The organism is Polynucleobacter sp. AP-Sanab-80-C2 (genome assembly GCF_035012965.1).
In the GTDB taxonomy this organism is placed as follows: Bacteria; Pseudomonadota; Gammaproteobacteria; order Burkholderiales; family Burkholderiaceae; genus Polynucleobacter.
The window spans coordinates 83,339-107,018 of record NZ_JAYGQS010000005.1; the positions used below are offsets into that span (position 1 = coordinate 83,339).

General features: G+C 45.0%; 30 protein-coding genes. 22 read left to right on the forward strand and 8 right to left on the reverse strand.

The window, feature by feature from the left end; genetic code table 11:
• Nucleotides 1-15: 15 nt before the first annotated feature.
• A complete protein-coding gene (rfaE2, locus tag VC178_RS08970; RefSeq protein WP_323482281.1) occupies nt 16-504 on the forward strand; it encodes a D-glycero-beta-D-manno-heptose 1-phosphate adenylyltransferase in 489 nt (162 codons plus the stop codon).
• Here rfaE2 and VC178_RS08975 read toward each other — a convergent pair.
• Together VC178_RS08975 and VC178_RS08980 are read right to left on the reverse strand one after the other, a co-directional pair.
• On the reverse strand, nt 501-1,313 hold the full coding sequence (locus VC178_RS08975) for a type III pantothenate kinase (RefSeq protein ID WP_323482282.1): 813 nt from the start codon (nt 1,311-1,313) through the stop codon (nt 501-503). The genes rfaE2 and VC178_RS08975 overlap by 4 nt on opposite strands.
• Nucleotides 1,310-2,104, reverse strand: coding sequence for a biotin--[acetyl-CoA-carboxylase] ligase (locus VC178_RS08980; RefSeq protein ID WP_323482283.1), 795 nt, complete (start codon nt 2,102-2,104; stop codon nt 1,310-1,312). The genes VC178_RS08975 and VC178_RS08980 overlap by 4 nt, the downstream gene beginning before the upstream one ends.
• A 37-nt stretch (nt 2,105-2,141) precedes the next feature.
• Here VC178_RS08980 and VC178_RS08985 point away from each other — a divergent pair, with 37 nt between their 5' ends.
• The 7 genes from VC178_RS08985 to VC178_RS09015 are packed head-to-tail and all read left to right on the forward strand — an operon-like array spanning nt 2,142 to nt 6,863.
• A complete protein-coding gene (locus tag VC178_RS08985) occupies nt 2,142-3,236 on the forward strand; it encodes a VanZ family protein (RefSeq protein WP_323482284.1) in 1,095 nt (364 codons plus the stop codon).
• A 16-nt stretch (nt 3,237-3,252) separates the two neighbouring features.
• The gene (locus tag VC178_RS08990; RefSeq protein WP_323482285.1) at nt 3,253-3,561 is read left to right on the forward strand and encodes a ferredoxin; all 309 of its coding nucleotides are present in this window, start codon (nt 3,253-3,255) and stop codon (nt 3,559-3,561) included.
• 48 nt (nt 3,562-3,609) lie between these two features.
• Entirely contained in the window at nt 3,610-4,326 is a 717-nt protein-coding gene (locus VC178_RS08995) for an alpha/beta hydrolase (RefSeq protein WP_216127098.1), read from the forward strand.
• Between the two features lie 32 nt (nt 4,327-4,358).
• On the forward strand, nt 4,359-4,625 hold the full coding sequence (locus VC178_RS09000) for a YbeD family protein (RefSeq protein WP_323482286.1): 267 nt from the start codon (nt 4,359-4,361) through the stop codon (nt 4,623-4,625).
• A gap of 9 nt (nt 4,626-4,634) precedes the next feature.
• A complete protein-coding gene (gene lipB, locus VC178_RS09005) occupies nt 4,635-5,279 on the forward strand; it encodes a lipoyl(octanoyl) transferase LipB (protein WP_323482287.1) in 645 nt (214 codons plus the stop codon).
• A complete protein-coding gene (gene lipA, locus VC178_RS09010; RefSeq protein ID WP_323482288.1) occupies nt 5,276-6,286 on the forward strand; it encodes a lipoyl synthase in 1,011 nt (336 codons plus the stop codon). The genes lipB and lipA overlap by 4 nt, the downstream gene beginning before the upstream one ends.
• On the forward strand, nt 6,279-6,863 hold the full coding sequence (locus VC178_RS09015; RefSeq protein WP_323482289.1) for a hypothetical protein: 585 nt from the start codon (nt 6,279-6,281) through the stop codon (nt 6,861-6,863). The genes lipA and VC178_RS09015 overlap by 8 nt, the downstream gene beginning before the upstream one ends.
• 27 nt (nt 6,864-6,890) lie before the next feature.
• Here VC178_RS09015 and VC178_RS09020 read toward each other — a convergent pair whose 3' ends face one another.
• Nucleotides 6,891-7,145 (reverse strand): accessory factor UbiK family protein, encoded by a 255-nt coding sequence (locus VC178_RS09020; protein ID WP_323482290.1) that lies wholly within the window; start codon nt 7,143-7,145, stop codon nt 6,891-6,893.
• Nucleotides 7,146-7,407: 262 nt separating this feature from the next.
• Between VC178_RS09020 and VC178_RS09025 the strand changes: the two genes are divergently transcribed.
• The 8 genes from VC178_RS09025 to ptsP all read left to right on the forward strand — a co-directional run bounded on the left by VC178_RS09025 (nt 7,408) and on the right by ptsP (nt 15,022).
• Entirely contained in the window at nt 7,408-8,325 is a 918-nt protein-coding gene (locus VC178_RS09025) for a TorF family putative porin (RefSeq protein WP_323482291.1), read from the forward strand.
• 25 nt (nt 8,326-8,350) lie between these two features.
• Nucleotides 8,351-8,689 carry a P-II family nitrogen regulator gene (locus VC178_RS09030; protein ID WP_011903792.1) on the forward strand — a complete coding sequence of 113 codons (339 nt, stop codon included), beginning with the start codon at nt 8,351-8,353 and terminating at the stop codon, nt 8,687-8,689.
• A gap of 13 nt (nt 8,690-8,702) precedes the next feature.
• A complete protein-coding gene (locus tag VC178_RS09035) occupies nt 8,703-10,187 on the forward strand; it encodes an ammonium transporter (protein ID WP_215295942.1) in 1,485 nt (494 codons plus the stop codon).
• 103 nt (nt 10,188-10,290) lie between these two features.
• Nucleotides 10,291-11,589, forward strand: coding sequence for a glutamate--cysteine ligase (gene gshA / locus VC178_RS09040; RefSeq protein ID WP_323482292.1), 1,299 nt, complete (start codon nt 10,291-10,293; stop codon nt 11,587-11,589).
• Between the two features lie 28 nt (nt 11,590-11,617).
• Entirely contained in the window at nt 11,618-12,559 is a 942-nt protein-coding gene (gshB, locus tag VC178_RS09045) for a glutathione synthase (RefSeq protein WP_323482293.1), read from the forward strand.
• 1 nt (nt 12,560) lies between these two features.
• The gene (locus VC178_RS09050; protein WP_323482294.1) at nt 12,561-12,983 is read left to right on the forward strand and encodes a PTS fructose transporter subunit IIA; all 423 of its coding nucleotides are present in this window, start codon (nt 12,561-12,563) and stop codon (nt 12,981-12,983) included.
• A 15-nt stretch (nt 12,984-12,998) separates the two neighbouring features.
• Nucleotides 12,999-13,268 (forward strand): HPr family phosphocarrier protein, encoded by a 270-nt coding sequence (locus tag VC178_RS09055; RefSeq protein ID WP_323482295.1) that lies wholly within the window; start codon nt 12,999-13,001, stop codon nt 13,266-13,268.
• A 2-nt stretch (nt 13,269-13,270) separates the two neighbouring features.
• Nucleotides 13,271-15,022 carry a phosphoenolpyruvate--protein phosphotransferase gene (ptsP, locus tag VC178_RS09060; RefSeq protein WP_323482296.1) on the forward strand — a complete coding sequence of 584 codons (1,752 nt, stop codon included), beginning with the start codon at nt 13,271-13,273 and terminating at the stop codon, nt 15,020-15,022.
• Between the two features lie 3 nt (nt 15,023-15,025).
• On the opposite strand, the gene VC178_RS09065 is transcribed toward ptsP, so the two are convergent.
• Genes VC178_RS09065 through gpmA form a run of 3 tightly spaced genes read right to left on the reverse strand, consistent with a single transcriptional unit; the run spans nt 15,026 to nt 17,927 of the window.
• Complete coding sequence (locus tag VC178_RS09065) at nt 15,026-15,778, reverse strand: HesA/MoeB/ThiF family protein (protein ID WP_323482297.1); 753 nt, start codon at nt 15,776-15,778, stop codon at nt 15,026-15,028.
• 17 nt (nt 15,779-15,795) lie between these two features.
• The gene (locus tag VC178_RS09070) at nt 15,796-17,229 is read right to left on the reverse strand and encodes a S41 family peptidase (RefSeq protein WP_323482298.1); all 1,434 of its coding nucleotides are present in this window, start codon (nt 17,227-17,229) and stop codon (nt 15,796-15,798) included.
• 8 nt (nt 17,230-17,237) lie between these two features.
• Nucleotides 17,238-17,927, reverse strand: a complete 690-nt coding sequence (gene gpmA / locus VC178_RS09075; protein ID WP_323482299.1) for a 2,3-diphosphoglycerate-dependent phosphoglycerate mutase — start codon at nt 17,925-17,927, stop codon at nt 17,238-17,240.
• A gap of 22 nt (nt 17,928-17,949) precedes the next feature.
• Here gpmA and VC178_RS09080 point away from each other — a divergent pair, with 22 nt between their 5' ends.
• Genes VC178_RS09080 through VC178_RS09095 form a run of 4 tightly spaced genes read left to right on the forward strand, consistent with a single transcriptional unit; the run spans nt 17,950 to nt 20,225 of the window.
• A complete protein-coding gene (locus VC178_RS09080) occupies nt 17,950-18,363 on the forward strand; it encodes a rhodanese-like domain-containing protein (RefSeq protein ID WP_323482300.1) in 414 nt (137 codons plus the stop codon).
• 8 nt (nt 18,364-18,371) lie between these two features.
• A complete protein-coding gene (grxC, locus tag VC178_RS09085; RefSeq protein ID WP_323482301.1) occupies nt 18,372-18,626 on the forward strand; it encodes a glutaredoxin 3 in 255 nt (84 codons plus the stop codon).
• A gap of 28 nt (nt 18,627-18,654) precedes the next feature.
• Entirely contained in the window at nt 18,655-19,179 is a 525-nt protein-coding gene (gene secB / locus VC178_RS09090; protein WP_323482302.1) for a protein-export chaperone SecB, read from the forward strand.
• 23 nt (nt 19,180-19,202) lie between these two features.
• Nucleotides 19,203-20,225, forward strand: a complete 1,023-nt coding sequence (locus VC178_RS09095; protein WP_323482303.1) for an NAD(P)H-dependent glycerol-3-phosphate dehydrogenase — start codon at nt 19,203-19,205, stop codon at nt 20,223-20,225.
• 13 nt (nt 20,226-20,238) lie between these two features.
• Here VC178_RS09095 and trmL read toward each other — a convergent pair whose 3' ends face one another.
• Together trmL and VC178_RS09105 are read right to left on the reverse strand one after the other, a co-directional pair.
• Nucleotides 20,239-20,709 (reverse strand): tRNA (uridine(34)/cytosine(34)/5-carboxymethylaminomethyluridine(34)-2'-O)-methyltransferase TrmL, encoded by a 471-nt coding sequence (gene trmL / locus VC178_RS09100; protein WP_323482304.1) that lies wholly within the window; start codon nt 20,707-20,709, stop codon nt 20,239-20,241.
• Between the two features lie 29 nt (nt 20,710-20,738).
• Entirely contained in the window at nt 20,739-21,482 is a 744-nt protein-coding gene (locus VC178_RS09105; protein ID WP_323482305.1) for a ComF family protein, read from the reverse strand.
• Nucleotides 21,483-21,505: 23 nt separating this feature from the next.
• Between VC178_RS09105 and VC178_RS09110 the strand changes: the two genes are divergently transcribed.
• The gene (locus tag VC178_RS09110; RefSeq protein WP_323482306.1) at nt 21,506-22,294 is read left to right on the forward strand and encodes a methyltransferase domain-containing protein; all 789 of its coding nucleotides are present in this window, start codon (nt 21,506-21,508) and stop codon (nt 22,292-22,294) included.
• Between the two features lie 192 nt (nt 22,295-22,486).
• Nucleotides 22,487-23,644, forward strand: a complete 1,158-nt coding sequence (coxB, locus tag VC178_RS09115) for a cytochrome c oxidase subunit II (RefSeq protein WP_323482307.1) — start codon at nt 22,487-22,489, stop codon at nt 23,642-23,644.
• Nucleotides 23,645-23,680 lie beyond the last annotated feature (36 nt).

Here is a 23,680-nt window from a genome sequence, read left to right on the forward strand (position 1 = left end):
CATTAATATTGCGTTATGAGTTCTTTGCCCCCACCTTCATTTGAGTCTAAAGTTTGCCTGGCCGAGCAACTTGAGGCACGAATTGCTAAATTGCCCAGACCCCTAGTATTTACCAATGGTGTTTTTGATATCTTGCATCGTGGCCATGCGAGTTACCTTTCTCAAGCCCGTTCTCTAGGGGCAAGTCTTGTGGTTGGCGTGAATTCAGATGCTTCGGTAAAAATGTTGGGTAAAGGTGACGATAGACCTATTAATTCTGAATCTGATCGGCAAGCTTTATTAGCCGCTCTTGAAAGTGTTGATATGGCTGTGCTTTTTACCGAGCAAACCCCAGTAAATCTAATTGAGAAAATTCGTCCTGATATTTATGTCAAGGGAGGCGATTATGAGATTAATACTTTGGCTGAAACTCAGCTTGTCAAAACGTGGGGTGGCAAAGCCATTGCCATTCCATTTTTGTATGAGCGCTCTACAACCAGTTTGCTAGGCAAAATTCGCTCTTAATGATTTTGTAAAAGCCAGCTCCAAATACCGCGCAGTACTAGCCCCTCACTGGTTTCTATATTTAATGTATTCAGTTTGCTAAATTGCTTTATTTCAGTTGCTAATATTTTTGCGTTACCACCATCAAGCCAAATTTTTTCAACGGGTTGATTCATTTGTTTTGCAAGCTCGATCGCACACTGGATGGCACCAATTTGCGCGGCATTACATCCGCTAATAATGGCCTCATTCGTGGATAAACCAAAACCATGTTGAGACTCTACTGGAGTTGCTAGTGGTAGTTGTGCCGTATTCCCTTCTAAACTCTTGCGCATGAGTTCAAGGCCCGGCAGAATCCAGCCGCCATAATGCACGCCGTTAGAGCCAAGTAAATCAATGGTTGTGGCAGTGCCTGCGTTGATGATTAAGGCATTTGTTTTTGATAGTGCACGCGCCGCGATGACAGCGGCCCAGCGGTCAGCCCCTAGTTTGCTGGGGTCTTGATATAGGGTGCGAATGCCATCAACAGCACTATCACCCATGAGTTGCTTCCATTCAACATCTCGCCACTCCGGAAAGAGTAACTTGAGGTGCTCGATAGCTTCTTGTCCTGCGACGCAACTAAATGCAATGGCACTAGGTTTGGGTAAAGTCTTAGAAATGTAATCAGCTAACTCCGCTCTATGCTCTGCGGATTGCAGTGACTTACTGCTAATAGCTCCAGAGTAGACCCACAATTTTTTCTGTTGATCAGAAGGATGTTGAGCAGACTCAACTGCTGCCCACTTTAAGCGCGTATTACCGATATCAAACAATAAATACAGACTCATGATTGAACTCTCAGTGATACGTCACCAGCATAAATGGCAATCGTTTTATCTTCCTGCTCAAGCAAAAGGGCGCCATTCATATCAACCCCTTTTGCGATACCGTAACTAGAATCTTTACTGGCGCCTGAAATAGAGACTTTCTGATCTGTAAAAGCATCCCAGTGAAGCCATTCTTGTTGATAGGCAGTAAAACCTAGTTGATCAAACTTTTTGAAATGCTCCTCGAATGACTCTAATATTGTTAGCCAAAGATATTCAACATCAGGGAGTTTGCTTCCCTGTGGGAGTAACTCTTCTAAGGAGCTGACTTTTATCCCGTTTTGAAGATCTTTTTCGATCGCATTAGCATTGCATAAATTAATGCCAACACCGACGATCATCCAGCTTGGATTCCCAACTTGGGCTTGTCCACCTTCAACAAGAATTCCAGCTAGCTTTGCGCCGTTTAGTAATAAATCGTTAGGCCATTTGAGGCGCAATCCTGCTTGGTGAAGATCGAATGGATCAAGTTGATATGCGCGAGCAATGCCTTTAATGACGGCAATACCAACTAATAGACTAAGACCGGTTAGTTCTGTAGGGCTGCGATGAAAGGGGAAGGCCATTGAGAAGCAAAGGGAGTCCTCTGGGTTAGAAAGCCACCCGCGTCCCGCCCTTCCTTTGCCAGCAGTCTGTATGTGGGCAATACGAGCTACAGGGTCTATCAGCGCGCCAGCACGCCAGCGCTCCAAGAGATCATCATTTGTTGATTTAGTCTCGATAACACGTTCAAGGATGCAATTAGCAGTCATTTCGCCATTGTAGAAAGGTCTGACCTAGAATTGTGGAATGGATGTAAATGATCAGCGCCCCCGCAAACTAATATGGCCTCTACAAGCGATGCCGCTGGCTCGCGCAATGAGTCTTGCTTATGCATTACTGATTCTCTATGTCAGCCTAAATCCATTTGATTTTGACTTTCAGAATGGGATTGCTACATGGGCTTGGCTAGATGCCCCTTTGCCGCGCTTCATTACGCTTTTTGATGTTTCAGTGAACATCTTGGCCTATATTCCTTTTGGATTTTTACTAGTCTTTTCGGCATATCCTCGCTGGCGAAATTTTGTTGCTTTAGGAATGGCCATCAGCTTAAGTGCCCTTTTGGCTCTAAGTGTTGAAACTCTACAAACTTGGGTTCCAACGCGTATTCCAAGCTTGATGGATTGGTGGGCCAATGTATTTGGAGGTTTATTAGGCGGTTTATTGGCTATTCCTCTGGGGCCCGAGTGGCTATCTGGAACTGCCATCCGGCGTAGGTTTGGTCAATGGTTCGGCGTGAATTGGGCGATATGTGCTCTTTTTCTGCTATTTCCATGGTCGCAGATTTATCCTCAAAGCTCATGGCTTGGCGTAGGACTTTGGGGGCACGTCATTTTTGGCCCTGTTGATTGGGGTACGACAGTCATTAATCAAGTCATTCAAGAAACCCTCATTACTGGTTTTTGTTGGTTTGGCGTTGCGCTTTTGCTTTCTTCGGGGATGCGCCTCAAGGCGCCACAATGGCATATTCTTAACGGCTTACTGGGTCTTACGGTGTTGCTAAAGATTCTGTTTACAGCACTTCAGTTTGGTTGGGAGTTCAGCTTCATCTGGCTGACAGCAGGCGCCTTTTGGGGAATGTTATTGGCAACAGTTGCACTACGATGGGCTTTGCGTTTGAAGTTAATAACAAAGCAATTGTTAGCAATATTTTGTTTGATAGGCATTACGGTCGCCATTAATGTAATGCCTGATAATCCCTATTTCATCCTGACTCTCAGGCATTGGAACCAGGGACGACTATTGCACTTTAATGAGTTAATGCAATGGGTTTCAGTGATATGGTTACCACTAGCCTCTGTTTGGATGATTCGCAACATAGCAGACCTGAAATCAAAGTATTGATGAATATAATTTTCTGATGAGCTTTTCACACCACCTATTTTTTTGTTTGAATCAACGCAGCAATGGGGAAGATTGTTGCGATCGGCATAATGCCTTTGCGCTATTTGAATATGCCAAGAACCGGGTCAAAGAGCTGGGGTTAGCCGGACCCGGAAAGATTCGTGTGAATAAAGCAGGATGCTTGGATCGTTGTGCTGATGGACCAGTGATGGTCGTCTATCCAGAGGGTATTTGGTATACCTTGGTAGATAAAGAAGATGTGGAAGAAATTATCCAATCCCATTTAATCAATGGCCTTCCAGTAGAGCGCTTGCAGCTAGCGTAGCGCTTTTGAGCAATTTGTAGTTTTTAGTTATTGTTGAAAGTTTTCTTCATGAATAGCCGTACAAAAGTAATTCATATAGATGGCATTGTGGGCGCGATAGAAATGTCCATCGATCTTCCTGATGAATTAAAAAATGATCCATCATTTGCAGTACGTGGACTCGCCTTAGTTGCGCATCCGCATCCTCTGTTGGGCGGCACCATGGACAACAAAGTTGCACAAACAATGGCCCGTGCATTTAATCAATTGGGATATGTCAGTGTGCGTCCAAACTTTCGGGGTGTTGGGGGTACTGCAGGTGTTCACGATCATGGTGTAGGAGAACTAGAAGATTTACTGCATGTCACTGAGTGGATGCAAACCCCATCTAGTTGGTCTCAATTTGAAGGGACAGTACATCAACCTTGGGTCAATGCGGCCAATACTTTGCCGCTGGTGGTTTCAGGGTTCTCGTTCGGCAGTTTTGTGGGCAGTCATTTGGTGCAAAGGCTTGCTGAGCTTGGGCGTCCTGCCGAGCGTTTAGTAATGGTGGGAAGTGCTGCTGGTAAGTGGACATTGGCTCCGGTGCCCGCTGATACCATTCTGATTCATGGTGAGCTGGATGAAACTATTCTCTTGAAAAATGTCTTTGATTGGGCACTTCCGCAAGAGTTAACAGTGCAAGTAGTGCCTGGCGCAGACCATTTCTTTCATCGCAGACTGCATTGCATTCGCAACATCATTACAAGCGCCTGGCTAGGTATGCCAGACCATCGCAAGAGTTGATCAGAACAATAGGAAATTGAGTTAATAAAATTATGGCCGAAGAAAAATCACTCATTGAATACCCCTCTCTTTTTCCGATTAAGGTGATGGGAAAAAATATTCCTGAGTATCTGCCTGCAATCATTCATATTGCTAAACAGTTTGATCCAACATTGGATGAGAGCAAGGTAGAGCAGAGACCATCGAAGGACGGAAATTATCTTGGCATTACTCTGCCAATTACGGCAACTAGTCGTGAGCAACTTGACGAGCTCTATCGAACGCTTTCAACTCATCCATTGGTGAGTATTGTTCTCTAACAAGCGCTTATGACGGCTTTAGTAAAACATCTTGGTTTGGCTGATTACGCTGCAACATATGAGGCAATGCGTACTTTCACAAAGGATCGCGATTCTAGTACTCCAGATGAGATTTGGATCTTGGAGCATCCGCCAGTATTTACTTTAGGTTTGGCTGGCGATGCTGGTAACTTGCACTCCCCAAGCAATCAAATCCCGCTGGTGCAAGTAGATCGTGGCGGGGAGATTACTTACCATGGGCCTGGTCAGATCGTTGTGTACTTATTGCTCGACCTGAAGCGTCTTGGAATATTTGTAAAAGAGTTGGTCTCGCGTATTGAGCAGTCCTTGATTGATACCTTGGGAGATTTTGGAATACAGGCCGAAAGAAAACCAGGCGCACCAGGGATCTATGTTTCTCAGCAGACTGGAGTATCGCCAGAATGGTTTGGGGCAAAAGTGGCGGCCCTTGGACTCAAGGTCTCTAAAAGCTGCTCCTATCACGGCTTAGCGCTGAATGTAGCAACTAATTTAGAGGCTTTTGGGCGTATCCACCCTTGTGGTTATGAGGGCTTAAGGACGGTAGACATGCAAACCCTTGGGATCAAGGACAATATAGATTCAATTAGCCAAAAGCTTTTAAGCCATTTGCAAAAGCAACTAATACCATCATGACTGTTAACAAGACCGATACAAAGCAATCTATTGAAGGGCGCCAAGACCTTCAGTATGACGCTACGCGTAAGCAAAAATCGAGTGAGAAGACTGCGCGCATTCCAATCAAGATTGTGCCTCTTCAGGAAGTTCTCAAAAAGCCAGATTGGATTCGGGTAAAGGCTGCATCAGGCAACTCACGTTTTGCGGAGATAAAAAAGATTCTGCGTGAAAACGAATTAGTAACCGTTTGTGAAGAAGCCAGCTGCCCCAATATTGGTGAATGCTTTGGTAAAGGCACGGCGACATTCATGATCATGGGCGATAAGTGCACGCGACGTTGCCCGTTTTGTGATGTAGGTCATGGTAGACCAGATCCGTTAGATCAGAAAGAGCCGGCTAACTTGGCTCGCACAATTGCAGCGTTGAAATTAAATTATGTCGTGATTACTAGCGTTGATCGCGATGACTTGCGTGATGGTGGGGCGATGCATTATGTCGATTGCATTTCACAATCGCGTAGCCTCTCTCCAGATACGCGTATTGAAGTGTTGGTGCCCGATTTCCGTGGTCGCCTAGATAAAGCGCTCGATACTTTTGCAGAGCATGCACCCAATGGTTTGCCTGATGTCATGAACCACAACCTAGAAACGGTTCCCCGTTTATACAAACAAGCGCGACCAGGGGCCGACTATCTGCATTCACTGAAGTTATTAAAAGACTTTAAGGAACGCTTTCCTAAGATCCCAACAAAGAGTGGTTTGATGGTTGGGTTGGGAGAGACTGACGAAGAGATTCTGGAGGTAATGCAGGATATGCGTGAGCACGATATTGATATGCTCACTATCGGCCAATATCTTGCGCCTTCGGGTCATCATCTACCTGTTCAACGTTATGTTCACCCTGATGTATTCAAGATGTTTGAAGAGAGGGCATATGCAATGGGCTTCTCGCATGCAGCAGTTGGTGCAATGGTGCGCTCTAGTTATCATGCAGATCAACAGGCGCATGGAGCGGGCGTTGTTTAAAAGTGTTTTAAGATCTTGTGTAGTTTTAGCAGCGTGTATTTTTTTAGCAGCATGCAGTCCTAAGCTCAATTGGCGCACAGTCCAATCTCCTGAGCAGCGATATACCGCACTCTTTCCGGGTAAGCCAGACAAGCTTGAGCGACTTATCCCCTATCAGGATCAAGAATTCAAACAAACGCTTGAGGCAGTGAAAATCGATGATGATATTTATTCCATCAGTTCGCTTCAGGTACCATCCAATCAATCAGATTCAGCTCAGAAAATCATTGATCAATTACACAGTAATTTATTGGAGCGAGCAAAGGCATCAGGCGGTACCGTTTTGACGGAAGATGTTTTCTATCAAACAGGTAGTCGTCAGCGATTTCCTATTAAAGACTATTTCATTGCGTTTAGTTCAAACGGTAAAGTTCAACAAGCCATGAGGGTGCGTTGGATAGTGCGCTCAGTTGAGGGTAGTGGAATTTGGATTTACCAAGTATCTGTATTGCATGCAAATGCAGATATTAGCGATGCAAAAGTAGCCCTATCTAAAGAAGAGTATGCAAACTTTTTTAATGAGTTCCACCCAGAGTGAAACTGTAGAACGAAAAATGAAAGTGGATTAATTTTTTTCTAGTGCGGCAACTTTTGCTTCAAGCGCTTCTAGTTTTTCCCTGGTCTTTGTAAGTACTTTGCTTTGTAACTCGAATTCTTCACGGGTAACAAGATCCATTTTCTGAAAACCTTGATTCATCATTGCACGCACATTCTTTTCAATTTCTTGAGCTGGTGAATTACGAATGGCATCACCCACTTTATTTTGCATATCGTTAGCAATGCGTTGGATTTGCTCGAGGATTTCGCCGGGTTTTTGCATGATGGGTTTTTTAGTTGGGTTAAGAGTTGCATAAAACATACACATTATTATTTTATGTTGGATGGCTAAAAATAGGCGAAAAGGCTTAAAACAGCCCAAAAAGGCCAAAATTCACATATATGGGGCAAGATTAAGCACCAAAAAAGTGCATGTGCCTTATTAGGGGGATTTGTGACAAATCCATGAATACCCAAACCATCAATATCGCTTCATGCATTAAGCATTCAACCCATTTTTTATTACAACCAGTAAGGAGCATTAGATGAAAACTTTACACAAGACAGCAATTTCTGCAGTAGCTGCAGGCTTATTAAGCGGTTTGGCATACACACCAGCTTTTGCGGCTGATGAGCCAGAAGCTAGTCCGATCACTGCAAACGTAACCGTAGTAAATGACTATCGCTATCGTGGTATCAGCCAGTCAAACTTCAAGCCAGCCATTCAAGGTGGTTTTGACTATGCTCATGAGAGTGGTTTTTACATTGGTAACTGGAACAGCTCAATTAGCTGGATTAGTGATTCTTACGGTCAGAATGGCGGTGTTTCTGGTAAGGGCTCAACTTATGGGAATGTATCAGCCCCTGTCGAGATGGATTTTTATGCTGGCTACAAGAAAGAGTTAATTGGCGAGGGATTTGCATCTGATTTGGGTGTACTCCAATACTACTATCCAACAACGGGTATTCCAAATACTGCGGGTTTAATGACCAATCCAAATACAACAGAAATTTATGCAGCTCAAAACTTTACTTTTGGACCAGTTACTGGCTTTGCTAAGTTTTCTTATGCAGTAACAACATTATTTGGTACGGCCAACTCCACAGGATCTTACTATCCAGACTTAACGGTGAACTATGACACTGGTTTTTGGGGCTTAGCATTGAATGGCCACGTTGGTTATCAGTATGTAGCAGGTAATCAAACAAAAGGCACAACTGCATTTCCTGCTGTTAACTGGGCAGGCAATGCATCAACAGCCAATATGAGCAATAGCACCTTATCCACCTACACTGATTGGAAGTTTGGCGTAACCAAAGACTTTGGCGGCGGTTTATCTGCTGCTGCGGCTTACGTAGGTACTAATGCTTCGATGTATAAAGGTTCTTATGTCTATTCAAGCCCATCTGGCAACAACTTGGGAAGAGCTGGCGCCGTTGTATCTTTGACAAAAACTTTCTAATTTCCACCTCTGAACGGAGAATTACATGAAATTAATTACCGCAATCATCAAGCCCTTCAAGCTTGACGAAGTGCGCGAAGCTCTCTCGGAAGTTGGAGTTTCGGGCATCACCGTCACTGAAGTTAAAGGCTTTGGTCGTCAAAAGGGTCACACTGAGTTGTATCGTGGTGCTGAGTATGTTGTCGACTTTTTGCCTAAGGTAAAAATTGAAGCTGCTGTTGAAGATGGCATCTTAGAGCGTGCGATTGAAGCAATTGAAAAATCAGCACGTACTGGCAAGATTGGTGATGGCAAAATTTTTGTCTCTCCAGTTGAGCACGTCATTCGTATTCGTACCGGTGAAACCGGTGCGTCAGCACTTTAAAGAGAGGTTCAAAATGTTAACTTGGATGAAACGACTCATTGCTGGTGGTGCTATGGCCTTGGCTATTGGTGCTACTGGTGTAATGGTGACTTCGCCAGCGCATGCTGATGAAGTTAAAAAACCAGCAGTGACTGCTCCTGCCGCAACTCCAGCAGCTGCAGAACCTGCCCCCGTTCTTTGTTCCGAAAAGTGCAACAAAGCTGATTCCGCATGGATGATGGTATGTACAGCTTTAGTGTTGTTAATGACACTTCCTGGCTTGGCTTTGTTCTACGGTGGTTTAACACGTAGTAAGAATATCTTGTCTATCTGTATGCAATGCTTCATGGTATTTTCTTTGATTACAGTGCTCTGGTCTATTTATGGCTACAGCTTTGCATTCACGGAAGGTGGGGCATTTGTTGGCGGACTTGATCGTTTGTTCTTGGGTGGAATGACTCCGGACTCAGTGGCGGCAACCTTTAGTAAAGGCGTTGTCATTCCTGAGTTTATATTCATGGCCTTCCAAGCAGTGTTTGCAACGATTACTTGCTGCTTGATCATCGGCTCTTTTGCTGAGCGCGCTAAGTTCTCTGCAATCTTGGTCTTCATGGTCCTTTGGTTCACATTTAGCTACTTGCCAATCGCTCACATGGTTTGGTTCTGGCCTGGTCCTGATGACATCAAAGATGCTGCATCACTCGAAGCCATTACAGCTCGTGCTGGTTGGTTGTGGCAAAAAGGTGTTCTCGACTTTGCTGGCGGTACTGTTGTGCACATCAACGCTGCGGTTGCTGGTTTAGTTGGTTCCTTTGTGATCGGTAAGCGTTTGGGTTATGGCAAAGAAGCAATGAAGCCACATAACTTAGTTTATGTAATGACTGGCGCTGCACTCTTGTGGTTTGGCTGGTTTGGTTTCAATGCAGGTTCAGCACTCGAAGCAAACGGTAGCGCAGCATTGGCTTTCGTTAATACTTATTTAGCTACCGCTGCTGCAGTATTGGGTTGGTCTGTTGCTGAGTGGGTTCTCAAAGGTAAGCCTTCTATGTTGGGCGCTGCTTCTGGCTGCGTAGCTGGCTTGGTTGCAATTACTCCTGCCGCTGGTTTTGCTGGCCCAATGGGTTCTATCGCAATTGGCTTGTTCGCCGGCGTAGTTTGCCTCTGGGGTGTTACCGGTCTGAAGAAGATTTTGGGTTCAGACGATAGCTTGGACGTATTTGGAGTTCACGGCGTAGGCGGTATTTCTGGTGCATTGTTGACTGGTGTATTTGCTGATCCAGCTTTGGGTGGCTCTGGTATTTGGGATTATGTTGCTAATGCTGTTGCTCCTGACTACTCCATTGCTAGCCAATTATGGATTCAAGCTCAAGGCGTGATCACTACTGTAATTTGGTCTGGCGTTGTTTCTTATATTGCCTTCAAATTGATCGATATCGTGATCGGTTTGCGTGTTAAGGAAGAAGAAGAGCGCGAAGGCTTGGATATCAGCTCACATGGTGAGACTGCATACGAGTCTTAATTAGTAGATTTACCCCTCACTGGGCGGCTTTTTTGGCTGCCTAGTTTTAAGCGCGGGATCCTCGGATCCCGCGTCTTTCTTTTAATAATCTTACAATGGTGGAATGGTCCCACATCTCATCACTGCCCTAAGCGGCCCTTTGCTCGAATTAGAGTCAAAGGTGTTAGAAGCTACCCCAACGATTGAGCGCTGGTTTAGGCTGGAATGGCAGGAACATACCCCGCCATTCTATTGTTCAGTAGATTTAAGAAATTCTGGTTTCAAGCTAGCCCCAGTTGATACCAACCTATTTCCTGGTGGATTTAACAATCTCTCTCCACAGATGTTGCCTTTGGCTGTACAGGCAGCAATGGCTGCGATTGAGAAGATTTGTCCAGAAGCCAAAAATTTATTACTGATTCCTGAGCGCCATACTCGCAATACATTCTATTTACAGAATATTGCGCGCTTATCTTCAATCTTGCGTCAGGCCGGACTCAATGTTCGCCTCGGCACTTTTTCTGAAGAGATTAAGAAGCCAACTTGGATTGAGTTACCCGATGGCAATCGTTTGTTGATGGAGCCTTTAGCGCGCTTAGGATTAAAAAAACAGCGCCTAGGCTTAAAAGATTTTGACCCCTGCTCTATTTTGCTCAATAACGATTTATCAGCTGGTATTCCACCGATTCTGGAAAACATCCACGAGCAATACCTATTGCCTGGTCTGCATGCAGGTTGGCACATCCGTCGTAAGTCTAATCATTTTGCCGCTTATGAAGAGGTGGCTAAGAAGTTTGCTAAGGTGGTTGATATCGATCCTTGGATGATTAATCCCTACTTTACGAGTTGCTCGAATGTCAATTTCCATGAACGCAAAGGTGAAGAGGAATTACAAACTGCAGTGGAGCAAGTGCTGAAAAAGACTGCTAAGAAATACCGTGAATATGGCATTAAAGAGAAACCTTATGTCGTAGTGAAGGCCGATGCCGGCACTTATGGAATGGGCGTGATGGTTGTGAACGATCCTGCTCAACTTAAGGGCTTAAACCGCAAAGATCGCAATAAGATGAGTGTTGTCAAAGAGGGTCTTGAGGTAAGTGATGTCTTAATTCAAGAGGGCGTTTATACCTTTGAGAAGGTGAACGAGGCAGTTGCAGAGCCTGTGGTGTACATGATTGATCGCTACGTGATTGGTGGCTTCTATCGTGTGCATACTGATCGTGGCCCAGATGAAAATCTTAATGCCCCCGGAATGCATTTTGTACCATTAGCATTCGAGCAAAACTCCATGCCAGATCTTGCTGCTAAGCCTGGTAGCGCAGCTCCGAACCGCTTTTACCTCTATGGCGTTGTCGCCCGTTTAGCATTACTAGCGGCTTCACTTGAGCTTGAGAGAACCGATCCAGATATGGAAGCAGCATAAATCAATGCTGAGAACTTAATAGAAGAATATGGATCTTTTATTTATTGCTGACCCTCTCGAATCTTTCAAGATTAAAAAAGATTCCACTTTAGCGATGATGCGGGTTGCTCAAGAAGCTAGTCATCGTTTGTGGTTCTGTCAGAGCCGCAATATTTTGTGGAAAGACAATCTCGTTATGGCCGACTGTCAGTCGCTCATGATTAAGCCTAGCTCTACATCTTGGTTTGAGTTAGGCGAAATTGAATCAAAGGCACTCAATACATTCTCTGCGGTACAAATGAGAACTGACCCACCATTTGATATTGAGTATCTCAATGCAACGTGGCTTTTATCTGCCGCCAAGAAGCAGGGCGCAAGAGTGTTGAATGATCCTACTGCAGTACGTGATCACTCTGAGAAACTTTCCATCACTGAATTTCCTGAGCTGATTCCGCCAACGCTGGTGACTCGCGAACTGAGTGCGGTGGAAGAGTTTCATCAAGTGCATAGCGATATCGTCATTAAGCCACTGGATGGCATGGGCGGCATGGGTGTCTTTCGGGTGGGGCCTGATGGTTTGAACCTCGCCAGTATTGTTGAGACATTAGGTGAGAATGGTGCCAGAACTCTAATGATTCAACGTTTCTTGCCTGAGATCGCTGATGGCGACAAGCGTGTCTTATTGATTGGTGGTGAGGTTGTGCCGTTTGCGTTGGCTCGCATTCCTCAGGGTAAAGAGATTCGTGGCAACTTAGCAGCAGGGGGCAAAGGTGTGGCAATGCCTTTAAGTGATGTCGAAAAGCAAATCGCTGAAAAACTTGCTCCCATCCTCAATCAACGCGGTTTATTCTTAGTTGGCTTGGATTTAATTGGCGGCTATTTGACGGAGATCAATGTTACTAGCCCAACGTGTTTTGTTGAAATTGCTGATCAAAGTGGTTTTGATGTTCCACAGTTTTGGTTAAAGGCTCTAGAGAGGACATTGTCATAACATGACTGGAATCGTAATCGTTGCCCATACTCCTGTTGCAAGTGCAATGCTGAGTTTTGCAGAGCATACTTTTGGTGTAGTACCAGAGCGTGTAAGGGCGGTGGATATACCCCCTTATGAAGACACTAAGGTGAGTTTTGATCGGTTGCTAAAGGCTGCTTATGGTGTGAACACTGGTAATGGTGTTCTCATCCTGACAGATGTGATGGGTGCAACCCCAGCGAATATTGCATCCAAACTAGAAAGTTTGGGCCCATTATCGGGATTGAATACCCCCGTGATTGTATTGGCGGGATTAAATCTGCCGATGCTCATGCGCTGCATATCTCATCGTGGCGAAGGCTTAGAAGAGTTGGCTAAAAAAGCCTTAGCTGGCGGGCAGAATGGAATATTACGTCTTGGTATAAAAGTAGATCAAGCATAAAGGGAGCAGGGTTGAATGCCAGTTGCTGAAATTGAGATTATTAATAAGTTGGGACTCCATGCGAGAGCATCGGCAAAGTTGTCTCAATTGGCCGCCCAATTTCCTTGCGAAATATTCCTGTCACGCAATGGACGTCAGATTAATGCTAAGAGCATCATGGGTGTCATGATGTTGGCAGCAGGTATTGGAAGCACAGTCACACTTGAAACGGTAGGCGATAAAGCAGATGATGCTATGGAAGCGCTGACAGCATTAATCAAGGACCGCTTTGGAGAGGGCGAATAATAATGACGTTCGCGTTGCACGGCATTCCGGTATCAAAAGGCATTGCTATCGGCAAGGCGGTATTGATTTCGCGAGCAGCTTTAGAGGTTAGTCATTATTTAGTTGAGCCTGGCAAAGAAGACGCTGAAGCACAAAAATTATTAGATGCATTTGATCAAGTGCGTTTAGAGCTAGCTCAGTTGCGCTTGGGATTACCCAAGGATGCTCCGCAAGAGATGGCGGCATTCTTGGATGTGCACAGCATGATCCTGGCTGATCCAGCGTTGGCCGAGAAACCTATCAAGCTCATCCGTACTCAGCGCTTAAATGCTGCTTGGGCTTTGACTACAGAGTTAAATGATCTTTTAGAGCAATTTTCTGAGATTGAAGACCCTTATTTAAAAGAGCGCGCAAATGATATTCGTCAGGTGGCTGAGCGTGTGATTAAGGCGCTTAATGCACAGAAAGACGCGCTCAACGAATCTGATTTCTTGCCATCGAGTGAGGTTGGAGTCGAATCCATCATTGTTGCTCACGATATTGCGCCACATGATATGTTGCGCTTCAAAGAGCATGCCTTTACTGGTTTTGTTACTGATTTAGGCGGTAAAACATCGCATACCGCTATTGTTGCGCGAAGTATGGAAATTCCCGCAGTAGTTGGTGTGCGCCATGCTAGTGAAATGATTCGCCATGGCGATTGGCTGATTTTGGATGGCGAGCAGGGCGTAGTAGTAGTTACTCCTGATGAACACTTATTAGCTGAATATCGCAAACTCCAAACTCAGGTATTAAAAGAGGCTCGTAAGCTTCAGCAACTAAAACATGCCAAAACAGAAACGCTTGATCGAGTAGATATTGAACTCTTTGCCAATATTGAGTTGCCCGAAGATGCTGTGCAAGCCGTAAAACTAGGTGCTGTTGGTGTTGGTCTATTCCGCTCCGAGTTCTTATTTATGGATCGCAAGCAAGCATTGCCAGATGAGGAGCAGCAATATCAAGAATATCGCCGTGTGGTTGATTTAATGCATGGCTTGCCTATCAATATTAGAACGATTGACGTAGGTGCTGATAAAGCACTAGGTGCAGGCGGTACCGATGTATCGCAAACGGGCACATCACCATTGGGTTTGCGGGCGATTCGTTGGTCACTAACAGAGCCAGAAATTTTCTTGACACAGCTTAGGGCTATTTTGCGAGCATCTGCTCATGGTCAGGCACGCATCATGATTCCGATGCTCGCGCATGCAAAAGAAATCGATGAAACTTTTCGCTTGATCGAAAAAGCAAAGCAACAATTATTGCAACGTGGACAGCCTTTCAATCCGAATATTCAAGTTGGCGCCATGATTGAAATTCCAGCTGCTGCTCTCGTCTTGCCTTTGTTTATTAATCGTTTTAATTTTTTATCTATCGGAACAAACGATTTAATTCAGTACACCTTAGCAATTGATCGTGCAGACCATGCAGTGGCACATTTGTATGATCCCCTGCATCCAGCCATTTTGTATTTATTGGCAAATATTATTGAGCAGGCAAAGCGTGCCAATGTACCGATTGCAGTCTGTGGTGAGATGGCTGGTGATCCTACCTTAACCAAGCTATTGCTCGCAATGGGATTAACGGATTTCTCGATGCATTTCAGTCAACTGCTACTAGTAAAGCGTGAGATTCTACAAGCTAACGTAGGGATGTTGAAGTCCCGATTACCTAGAGTGCTAAAGGCTTATGAGCCAGAGGCTCAAGCAAAAGCTTTAGAGCGTTTAATAGCTTAGGCTTTAGTGGTTTTTGCTGCAGACTGGACAGTCAGCGTTGCGTGTAATGCGAATCTGATCTACCTGAGTAGTGCGCGCATTCCAAAGTAACATCCGCCCTATGAGGGGCTCTCCAAATTGAATTAATACTTGCAAAGCTTGTGCTGCTTGAATAGTGCCAATAATGCCGACAAGTGGTGAGAAGATGCCCATCGTGGCACAACTCACCTCTTCAAATGTTTCTTCGGGCGAGAAGATGCAGGCATAGCAGGGAGATGTTTCATTGCGGGGATCAAATACTGAGACTTGACCATCAAAGCGTAATGCAGATCCTGAAACTAAAGGTTTTTGGTGTTGAACGCAACTGGCATTAATGAGATGTCGGGTTGAGAAATTATCTGTGCAATCTAAAACAATATCTACGCTTGGTAGAAGCTCATCCAATAAGGATGAATTCGCTTTTGATTGAATGGTTTCAACTTGAATTCCTGAATTGAGTTGTTGCAAGAATTGCTTGCCTGAGACAACTTTGCCTTTACCCACCATGGCTTCTGTATGCATGATTTGGCGCTGTAGATTAGTTAGCTCAACATCATCATGATCTACGAGGGTGATATGCCCTACCCCGGCAGCCGCAAGATAGGGGGCAGCTGCGCTACCTAGGCCGCCAGCACCAATCACCAACACATGTGCATTTAAGAGCTTTTCTTGGCCTTCAACGTCAATATCTTCAAGCAGTAAATGCCTGGAGTAGCGGAGTAGCTGCGCATCATTCATTTACAGACCAAAAAGAATTACTCAAGCTTGGAAGAAGAGCGCTTCACCGGTTGCCCATTAATAAACGCAAGGGCTTGACTGAGCATGAAGTCATCCGCGCTACCAAGCTCAGGAGGCTTCTTATTTTTTTCTTTCTCTTTTTCCTCAGGCGTTTTCTTGGCATTTTTCTCTTCAATGCGCTGTAACTCTTCGAGACGGCGTTGTTCCCGATCTTTAATCAGCTTATCTTCTGCAGATTGTTTGTTACGGAGGTGTTTTTCACTATCAATCTCACGGGTAATCAATACATCATCTGGATCGCCATCTTTATTTTGATCTACGGGGATGTCAGGCTTGATACCATAAGCCTGAATAGATTTGCCACTAGGTGTGTAGTAATACGCAGTGGTGATCTTCAGAGCTGAGTCATTAGTCAGTGGGCGAACGGTTTGCACTGAGCCCTTACCAAAGGTAGTTTTTCCAATAATCGTTGCACGTTTGTAGTCTTGCAAGGCGCCCGCAACAATCTCAGATGCCGAAGCTGAATAGGCGTTGACTAAAACGACCATCGGAAGTTTCTTGAAGATCTCAGGTACACCTGCCAATGGATCACCGGGCTCACTCAGGCGATACATCGCTGGCGTCGCATTAAATACTTGCTTGGAGTCAGCTGCTTGTCCTTTGGTTGAAACAATAACCGCATCGGCTGGAAGAAAGGCTGCCGCTACACCGACTGCACCTTGCAATAAGCCACCACCATTGTTACGAAGGTCAAGAATGATGCCTTTGAGTTTTGGATCTTGAGTGGCAAGATCAGTTAATTTTTTTGCTAGATCAGGAACGGTACGTTCTTGAAAGCTTGTAACCCGAACCCAGGCAATATCGTTAGCCAAAATTTTGGCTTTGACAGATTGCACCTTAATTTCTGCGCGGGTAATGGTGACTGGAAAGCTACGCTCTTCACTCTTGCGATATACAGTCAGGGTAATTTTTGTACCAGGTGTGCCACGCATAGTGCGTACCGCTTTATCAAGAGACATACCACGCACAGGCTTATCATCGAGTCGGGTAATTAAGTCTCCTGCTTGCAGGCCTGCACGGGCAGCAGGACTATCTTCAATGGGATTGAGCACTTTAACAACACCATCTTCTGAAGTAATTTCAATTCCTAAACCAGCAAACTTCCCAGAAGTTTGTTCCTGCATTTCAGAAAAATCTTTTTTATCCAAGAAAGTGGAGTGAGGATCTAGGCTGCTTACCATTCCTTTGACAGCATCCGTTAACAGTTGCTTGTCTTCAATCGGCTCCACATACTCCCGTTTGATTTGCGCAAATACATTAGAAAGTGTGCGGAGTTCATCTAAGGGCAGCTGCGTGCCTTGTTGGGCTGTTGCAGAGAGCTGGATAGTGGCAGCTACACCTGCGATCAGGCCAACTGTAATGAGAGCAAAGTTTTTAAGAAATTGGCGCATGTCTTGTATTAGTCCAAGTAGAAATGTTGAATTGGTTTGAGGTTGTCATCTAACTCATAAACCAGTGGAATGCCATTGGGTACATTGACTTCCATGATGGCCTCATCAGACATCTCGTCAATATACTTAATTAAAGAGCGAATGCTATTACCGTGAGCTACTAACAATACGCGCTTATTTGCTTTGAGGGCTGGAGCGATAGATTCATTCCAAAGTGGTAATACACGCTCAACATTGTCCTTCAGACACTCGCCAAGCGGAATATCAGCGGCATTTAATTTTGAGTAACGCCCATCATTTTTGAGATTACGCTCATCATGTGCTTCAAGCAAGGGTGGGCGAACATCATAGGACCGACGCCAAATATGGACTTGTTCATCGCCATACTTGGCGGCAGTTTCTGCTTTATTGAGACCAGTCAGAGCACCATAATGACGCTCATTTAAGCGCCAGCTATGCACTACTGGGATCCACATCAGATCCATGGAGTCCTGAATGTGCCATAGTGTTCGTATAGCGCGCCTTAAAACCGAGGTATAGGCAATGTCAAATTCATAGCCTGCTTTTTTGAGACTTTGCCCCGCAGCTAGGGCCTGTTCTGCGCCTTTTGGGGTTAAGTCAACGTCAGCCCAGCCAGTGAAGCGGTTTTCAAGGTTCCAGGCGGATTCGCCGTGACGAATAAGGACAAGTTGTTTCATAGAGCCATTCTATAATCCGGTGATGAACTTTCTCACGCAAATTGATAATTTAGCGCTGATTGCCCTCTTGCTGGTTTCGGGCGCAGCGCTCTTCTTACCTACATTATCTACGCTTATTAGCGGAAAAGGCTTGTCGCCTACTGAGGCGACGATTTGGATAAACCGCCGCAAGGCCCATGTTTTGGACTTGCGCACCGAGGAAGCATTTAAAGCCGGGCATTTACCAGGCGCAAAGCTAGCCAGCATGGCTAATCTGATTGGTGCGATTGAAACCTTGAAATTGGATCGTAAACGTCCCTTGGTATTGGTTTGCGATAACGGTAGCCAGTCACGCAAAGTCTTGGCACAAGTACAAAAGCTCGAATTTGTTCAGGTTGGCATTTTAGAGGGAGGTGTTCAAGCCTGGAAAACTGCCGCTCTCCCATTGGTTAAGTAAGGGAATCTATGCCGCAAGTAACGATGTACAGCACTACGGTTTGCCCATACTGCGTTATGGCAGAAAAACTATTGCTCAAAAAAGGTGTCAGTAATTTAGAAAAGATTTTGATTGATCGCGATCCCGCACAGCGTGAAATCATGATGACTCGTACTAGTCGTCGCACTGTTCCGCAAATCTATATTGGCGAGACTCATGTTGGTGGCTATGACGATTTAGTTGCTTTGGATCGCGCTGGCAAGCTCGATCCTTTATTGGCTTGATAGATTAAAAACATAAAGAAAGTTTGTGATGACTGAACAATCTTCTACTCCCAATGCAGCAGGAGCTGAATCCAATGATCCTTCATTTCGCATTCAGCGAATTTACCTGAAGGATTTATCTTTAGAGCAACCGAATGCGCCTGAAATCTTCCTCGTGATTGCTGAACCACAGGTACAAGTTGAGGTCGACGTTGCTGTTAAACGTATGAGTGATGAACTCTTTGAGGTTGCATTAAGCTCCACCATAACTGCACGTGTTGAAGGCAAGGTGCTCTTCTTAGTTGAGGGCAATCAAGCAGGTATTTTTGAATTCAACAACATTCCTGCTGAGCAAGTGGATCCCATGTTAGGCATCACTTGCCCTACGATTTTGTATCCATACCTGCGCTCGAATATGGCTGACGTTATTACTCGTGCGGGCTTCCAGCCAATTCATCTAAATGAAATTAATTTTCATGGCATGTACGAGCACAGATTAATGCAAGCACAGCAAGCAGCTGGCGGCAATGCGGGTGACAGTGCAGATGAAAGTAAAATTATTCTTCCGAATTGAGCACAACAGCTAGGTCACAGACGATGAAAGTGACGCTGCTCGGTGCTGGTGCTTGGGGCACTGCAATGGCCTCTCAGGCAGCGCGTCAGCTTCGGGCGGAAGAAGTGTGCTTGTGGTCTCGCAGTGAAAAACAACTGCAAGCAATCGCACAAAGTGGTGAAAATCAATCTTATCTACCAGGCATTTCATTGCCAAAAGGGTTGCTCCTGGAAAGTGATTTTGCAGCTGCTATCAAACGACTTGGGCCTGAAGATCTTTTAGTGATTGCAACTCCAATGTCTGGCCTCTCAGAAACCATTGCTCATGTTCTCAAAGTTGCCCAGCACCCGCTCAATATTGTTTGGTTGTGCAAGGGCTTAGAGCCATCCACAGCGTTGTTGCCACACCAGGTGGTTGAACGTGAAGACAAGTTATACAGCCATGGCTTGAAACATACTTATGGCGCTCTATCTGGACCGAGCTTTGCGCACGAAGTTGGCGCCGGTATGCCTTGCGCATTAACGATTGCCAGTACTTCAACGCGACTGTGTGAAATTGTTCAGACCGCTTTTCATCACGGCAATATGCGGGTGTATTCAAGTGATGATTTGATTGGCGTTGAATTAGGTGGCGCAGTGAAGAATGTATTGGCGATTGCTGCAGGTATTGGCGATGGCTTAAATCTGGGTTTGAATGCGCGTGCGGCAGTACTCACTCGAGGCTTGGCAGAGATGATGCGCTTAGTAAAAGCTGCCGGTGGCAAATCTGAAACCTGTATGGGCTTAACAGGCGTTGGCGATCTGATTTTGACTGCGACGGGGGATCTTTCTCGTAATCGCCGTGTAGGTCTTGAGTTAGCCTCAGGTAAGTCCCTAGAACAGATCTTGGCAAGCTTAGGTCATGTTGCAGAGGGCGTTTTATGTGCAGCCGCGGTGAGCGATCTTGCAAAGCGTTTAAATGTAGAGATGCCAATTACAGCGATGATGGGTGAAGTGCTTTCTAGTAAGCTCGCTCCCAAAGAAGCGTTAAAAAAACTGATGGGTCGCGACCCCAAAATTGAATCCTAAGTCACCTGTAGCTTTACTTACCACCGGCAAGGCCATTCTGGCGCCAAGCTTCGTAGACCACGATAGCTACCGTATTGGATAAGTTCAGGCTGCGACTACTATCTTGCATTGCTAGGCGCATTTGATTTGCTGTGGGAATGGAGTTGCGCACCTCATCGGTAATGCCCTTGGTCTCAGAGCCAAAGACGAAGTAATCGCTGGCAACATACTGACCATCATGAAACTTTCCGCCGCCTTTGGTAGTTAAAGCAAAAAGATGTTGAGGATCAGGCTGTTCATTTTTTAAAAACTGCGCCCAATTGGTATGTACTTGAATACTCGCAAACTCGTGATAGTCCAAGCCTGCCCGACGTAATTTAGCATCTTCCATTGGAAAGCCTAAGGGCTCAATCAGATGCAGTTTGGCTCCTGTATTAGCGCAGAGGCGAATGATGTTCCCCGTGTTGGGCGGAATTTCAGGTTCGAATAAAACAATATTAAACATGCTGCATTTTCAATTCATTTAGCAAATGATCAAGTCAGTCTAGTGGTTCTCAGTAATACCCAGTTAATCACGCGTAACACTCCAATATCTTTGAGAATACGCGCAATTTCATTCAGTGTCGCGCCACTGGTCATGACATCATCAAAGACAATAACCGTCTTATCAGTCAAGCGATCTACATATTGAGTATCAATATAAAACATCTCATGAATAGCATCATGCCTCGCATGCAAAGCGTTGCCCGCTTGATGGCTTATATGATGATGACGTTTTAAGGCATGCGGCAACTTTTGTATGTCCTTGTTGAAACAAATTCTCCTTGCAATCTCCCAGCTTTGATTAAATCCTCTGGCGAGTAATTTTTCTCTACTCAAGGGAACGGGAAGTAGGTAGTCTGCAGAATATGGCTCTAATCGAGTAGATTGAATTTGATTCCACACTTTAGCCAGTCCATGTGCAAATATAATTCGTTTCTGATATTTGAGTTGGTGCAAAGCATCTTGCAAAATGCCGTTATAACGATCAAGGCAATGGGTTTCATCAAACCACGGTGAATGCTGCTTGCAGTGGAGGCAATGCTGCCCAGGAAGCTCTTTAAGTTGAAGTGGAATACCACATTGATAACAACACTCGTAATGAATAAGGCTATTGCTCTCCAGTACATTAAGACATGCATTGCAAATGTATCGCGCTTGAAATTGCTGACAGGCGATACAAGCTGTCGGCAATATTTGTGCGCTGATTGAATAAACAAGCTTCTCTAGAAATTGCATGGGGCGCTGAGTATACTGAGCCAATGACCCAGCCAATCAGATGGTTACAAGACGAAATTGCAGACCGCATGTTGCAAAAGCTTGATATCGTCAAATTAGATGCCAAAGATGTTTTAGTCATCCCCGATTTTTCTGGAAAACACTTTTCTTCTTTTGCAAAACGTTTTCCCAAAGCCCGTATTCATAGCATTACTGAAGAGGGCCTATCTAGTTTTCAGTTGTGGCGCACTAAGGTATTTGCAAATTGGCGATCATGTTTGCGTACCAGCAGAACTAACTCCATGGCAGACTATCTCAACACAGGAAAATTTGATCTTCCTGACCATTCTGTTGATTTGGTATTTAGTGATCTTTTATTACAAGACCTTGCCGATCCCAAATATTTTTTGCAGGAGTGTTGGCGCGTGTTACGTGAGGGCGGCCTCATTGCATTTAGCTATCTGGGTCCCGACACTGGGAAAGAGTTGCGCCCTCTACAAGCCCCATCTTTTCAGTTTAAAAATTTATTAAGCCCTTGGGATATGCACGATATGGGAGATGCTCTGATGGCAGAGCGTTTTTCAGATCCCGTAATGGACATGGAGCTCCTGACTCTCGATTATGAAAAGCCAGCACTTTTAATGGCCGATGTGCAGGCATTGAAATTGGGCAATCCAACCGCGAATACAGAGTATGAAATTGCAGATTTGCCTCAAAAACTCACCTTAGAGGTGGTTTATGGACATGCCTGGGCCCTTGGCAAGCACCTTGCCAAGGCGGAGGATAGCGTTGCCTATATTGATGTAAATCAAATTGGACGCAAGACTAGGTAATATCCTGCTTAAGTGTAAGTGTTTACTATCATTTAAACCTAGATCAAGATTGAATAGAGCTGGGTTGCCCTTGTTTGTTCTTGAACTTAATTAACCCTATAATCATTGGCTGATGTATTGGCTTTGGACCGCATTTTGAGCATTTTGTGGTGCATTTTGCTGCAGTGCTCACGACAATCAATAGAGAATAAGATGAATTTATTTGGAAAAGTCACTAGGGCTTCGCTCTATCTTGCAGCAGCCTTCGGCACTGCTTTTGCATACGCTGCTGAAAATATGCCAGGTGGCCCAGCTGTAAACCAGCTGAATTTCGCTGCCCCAGCAACCAAAATCATGCAAGAAATCCATTGGTTGCACTGGATGATGTTGGTGATCTGCGCACTTATTTTTGTTGGCGTATTTGGCGTCATGTTTTATTCGATTTTGAAGCACCGCAAATCATTGGGGCATAAGTCAGCATCATTCCACGAAAGCACAACTGTTGAAATTATTTGGACAGTCATTCCCTTGCTCATCGTGATCGGTATGGCATTACCAGCAACTAAAACAGTTGTTGCAATGAAAGACACTACAAACTCTGACATCACGATTAAGACTACTGGTTATCAGTGGAAGTGGGGTTACGACTACATCAAAGGTGAAGGTGAAGGCATTAGCTTCGTATCTACCTTAGCTACCTCACGCGAAGCAATTAACAACCTCGCACCAAAATCAAATACCTATTTAATGGAAGTAGACAACGAAATGGTTGTGCCTGTTGGCAAGAAGATTCGTTTGATTACTACAGCGAACGATGTGATTCACGCATGGACTATTCCAGCGTTTGGCGTAAAGCAAGATGCCATTCCAGGATTTGTTCGCGACACTTGGTTTAAAGCAGAAACCATCGGCACATTTCGTGGCCAGTGTTCTGAGCTTTGCGGTGCAGAGCACGCTTTCATGCCAATCGTTGTGAGAGTAGTTTCAGAAGAGGATTACACGGCTTGGGTTGCGCAGAAAAAGAAAGAGATGGGCGCTGGAGGCGAAGATTCCTCCAAGGTTTACACCTTGGATGAGCAAAAAGAACGCGGTGCCAAAGTGTATGCAGCGAACTGTGCAGCATGCCACCAGCCAAATGGCAAAGGTGCAGGCGCATTCCCAGCTTTGGATGGCAGCAAGATGGTCCTGGGTCCAAAAGCTGGCCAATTCAATATCCTGATCAATGGAAAGGGCGCGATGCCGAAATGGGCTGGCGTGATTTCTGATGGTGATATCGCTGCAGTCATGACCTATACCCGTAACTCGTGGAGCAATAAGACCGGTGAAGTCATTCAGACCCAGGAAATTATTACTGCACGCGGCGGCAAGTAATTCAGATTAACTAATATAGATAAAACGAAACCGGAG